A 3,141-nucleotide genomic window follows, 5' to 3' on the forward strand; every position below is an offset into this window, starting at 1 on the left:
GCCGCTGGCGTTTGTCCCGAAGGTCGAAATTGCCGAAACCGGACAATTTGACCTGCTCGTTGTCTTCAAGAGCGTGCCTGATTTCCTCGAAAAACAGTTCGACCAATTCCTTGGCTTCCCGCTTGTTCAGGCCCAGCTCTTCATACAGACGTTCCGCCATCTCAGCTTTCGTCAAAGCCCCCATACGTCACTTCCTTAACGTGGCGTTCAACCTTTGTTCGAGCGAGGTGAGGATATTTTGCGTCGTCGAATTCACCTCATCGTCATTAAGAGTGCGCGATGGATGCTGCCAGGTCAAGCCAACTGCAAGGCTTTTTCTATCAGGATCAATACCTTTACCCTGATACACGTCAAACAGCCTGAGATCTGTGAGCCATTCGCCTGCATTTTCACGGATTACGTCCAGTACGGCTGCGGACGCGACGTCTTTGTGCGCAATCAGTGCAAGGTCACGACGCACTTCAGGAAAGCGCGACAACTCGTGGAATTTCGGCATTTTACCGAGTGCCACTTCAGCCAGAACCAGCTCGAAAACGAAGACTGGACGATCCAGACCCAGCGCTTTCGACAATTCCGGGTGGATGGCGCCGATGTAACCGACTTCACGCCCTTCCCGCTCGATGCGCGCGGTTTGACCCGGGTGCAACGCCGGGTGTTTGCCCGGAGAGAAAGTGAACGAATCCAGTGCACCAGCGAAGCCCAGCACCGCTTCCACGTCAGCTTTGACGTCGAAGAAGTCGACGGTATCGCGACCTTGCGCCCAGCCTTCCGGCAGACGGCTACCGCAAACCACGCCAGACAGCATTGGCTCTTGCTTCAGACCTTCGAGCTGACCAACGAAGCGCAGACCGCTTTCGAACAGACGCACGCGATCCTGCTGACGGTTGAGGTTGTGCTGCAGCGCTTTGACCAGACCCGGCCACAACGAAGAGCGCATTGCCGCCATGTCGTTGGAAATCGGATTGGCCAGCAACAGCGGCTCAACTCCCGGGTTGAATAGTTCGAACTGGCGTGGATCGATGAAGCTGTAGGTGATCGCTTCCTGATAACCACGCGCCACCAGCAGGCGACGCAGTTCCGGCAGATCGCTACGCGCTTCAGCTTTGGCTTGTGGCGCCAGACGCGCTTGCGGGTAACGAACCGGCAGACGGTTGTAGCCGTACAGACGGGCCAGTTCTTCGATCAGATCGACTTCCAGGCTGATGTCGAAGCGATGACTTGGCACTTCTACGCGCCACTGGCCTTCGCCGTCGGCAGCAATGCCAAGCCCCAGGCCGCTGAGCAGACGCTCGACTTGGGCGGAATCCATTTCCATACCCAGCATCTGGGTGATGCGCTGGGCACGCAAAGTGATCGGTGCGATCGACGGTAGATGCTGCTCGCTGACGGTCTCGATGATCGGGCCGGCTTCGCCGCCAGTGATTTCCAGCAGCAGGCCAGTGGCGCGCTCCATGGCTTCACGAGCCAGTTGCCAGTCGACGCCACGCTCGTAGCGGTGCGAAGCGTCGGTGTGCAGGCCGTAGGAACGAGCCTTGCCAGCAACAGCGATCTGGTCGAAGAACGCACTTTCCAGGAATACGTCGCGAGTGGTCGCGGAAACACCGCTGTGCTCGCCACCCATGACACCGGCAATTGCCAGCGCGCGAGTGTGGTCGGCGATGACCAGCGTATCGCTACGCAGGCTGACTTCCTGACCGTCGAGCAGAACGAGCTTCTCGCCCTCTTCCGCCATACGTACACGGATGCCGCCGTTGATTTCGGCGAGATCGAACGCGTGCAGCGGCTGGCCCAGTTCGAGCATCACATAGTTGGTGATGTCGACGGCAGCGTCGATGCTGCGCACGTCGGCGCGGCGCAGACGCTCAACCATCCACAGCGGCGTCGGCTTGGACAGGTCAACGTTACGGATCACGCGGCCCAGGTAACGTGGGCACGCGGCAGGCGCCAGCACTTCTACCGAACGCACTTCGTCGTGCACGGCAGGAATGGCCATGACCACCGGACGGGTGACCGGCGCGTCGTACAGCGCGCCGACTTCACGGGCCAGACCGGCCAGGGACAGGCAGTCGCCACGGTTCGGGGTCAGGTCTACCTCGATGCTGGCGTCTTCCAGATCCAGATACACACGGAAGTCTTCGCCCACCGGCGCATCGGCCGGCAGCTCCATCAAACCGTCGTTGCCTTCACCGACCTGCAGTTCGGCTTGCGAGCAGAGCATGCCGTTGGACTCAACGCCGCGCAGCTTGGCTTTCTTGATTTTGAAGTCGCCCGGCAGTTCGGCACCGATCATGGCAAACGGGATCTTCAGGCCCGGGCGCACGTTTGGCGCTCCGCACACGACCTGAAAGGTTTCCGCGCCATTGCTGACCTGACAAACGCGCAATTTGTCGGCATCCGGGTGTTGCTCGGTGCTCAGCACCTCGCCCACTACCACGCCGCTGAATACACCGGCGGCCGGGGTCACGCTATCGACCTCAAGGCCGGCCATCGACAGACGAGCAACCAGCTCGTCGCGATTTACCTGCGGGCTAACCCAGCCACGCAGCCATTGTTCACTGAATTTCATCCTGCTCTCCTAAGAATTCGTTACGACTAGCGAAATTGCGCGAGGAACCGCAAGTCGTTGTCGAAGAACAGACGCAAGTCGTTCACGCCGTAACGGAGCATGGCCAGACGCTCGACGCCCATGCCGAAAGCAAAACCGGAGAACTCTTCCGGATCGATGCCAGACATGCGCAGCACGTTCGGGTGAACCATGCCGCAGCCCATCACTTCCAGCCAGCCAGTCTGCTTGCATACGCGGCAGCCTTTACCGCTGCACATCACGCATTCCATATCGACTTCAGCGGATGGTTCGGTGAACGGGAAGTACGAAGGACGGAAACGTACGGCCAGCTCTTTCTCGAAGAACACCCGCAGGAATTCTTCGATGGTGCCTTTGAGATCGGCAAAATTGATGTCGCGATCAACCAGCAGGCCTTCGACCTGATGGAACATCGGCGAGTGGGTGATATCGGAGTCACTGCGATACACGCGGCCTGGGCAGACGATGCTCAGGCTCCATTCATCTTTGCGGGTGCCCGGGTCGTAACGTTTGATCCAGTCGGCCGAAGCAATGTATGGCGGTGCAAGCGGTGGCGG

At 59.4% G+C, this 3,141-nt stretch carries 2 protein-coding genes and 1 pseudogene; all 3 read right to left on the reverse strand.

The window, feature by feature from the left end; genetic code table 11:
* The coding region (locus tag ACIF4X_RS29125) for an HU family DNA-binding protein (protein WP_397484681.1) at positions 1–184 on the reverse strand (184 nt) is incomplete at its 3' end.
* A gap of 3 nt (positions 185–187) precedes the next feature.
* Positions 188–2,566, reverse strand: coding sequence for a phenylalanine--tRNA ligase subunit beta (gene pheT, locus ACIF4X_RS29130; protein WP_397484682.1), 2,379 nt, complete (start codon positions 2,564–2,566; stop codon positions 188–190).
* Positions 2,567–2,592: 26 nt separating this feature from the next.
* A pseudogene (locus tag ACIF4X_RS29135) lies at positions 2,593–3,141 on the reverse strand (hypothetical protein); the annotation flags it as partial.

The organism is Pseudomonas sp. NPDC085632 (genome assembly GCF_044541255.1).
GTDB lineage: Bacteria > Pseudomonadota > Gammaproteobacteria > Pseudomonadales > Pseudomonadaceae > Aquipseudomonas.

Bases quoted from the DNA above. Each gene is read 5' to 3' on its own strand.
- pheT (WP_397484682.1), bottom strand. From the start codon at position 2,566: ATGAAATTCAGTGAACAATGGCTGCGTGGCTGGGTTAGCCCGCAGGTA.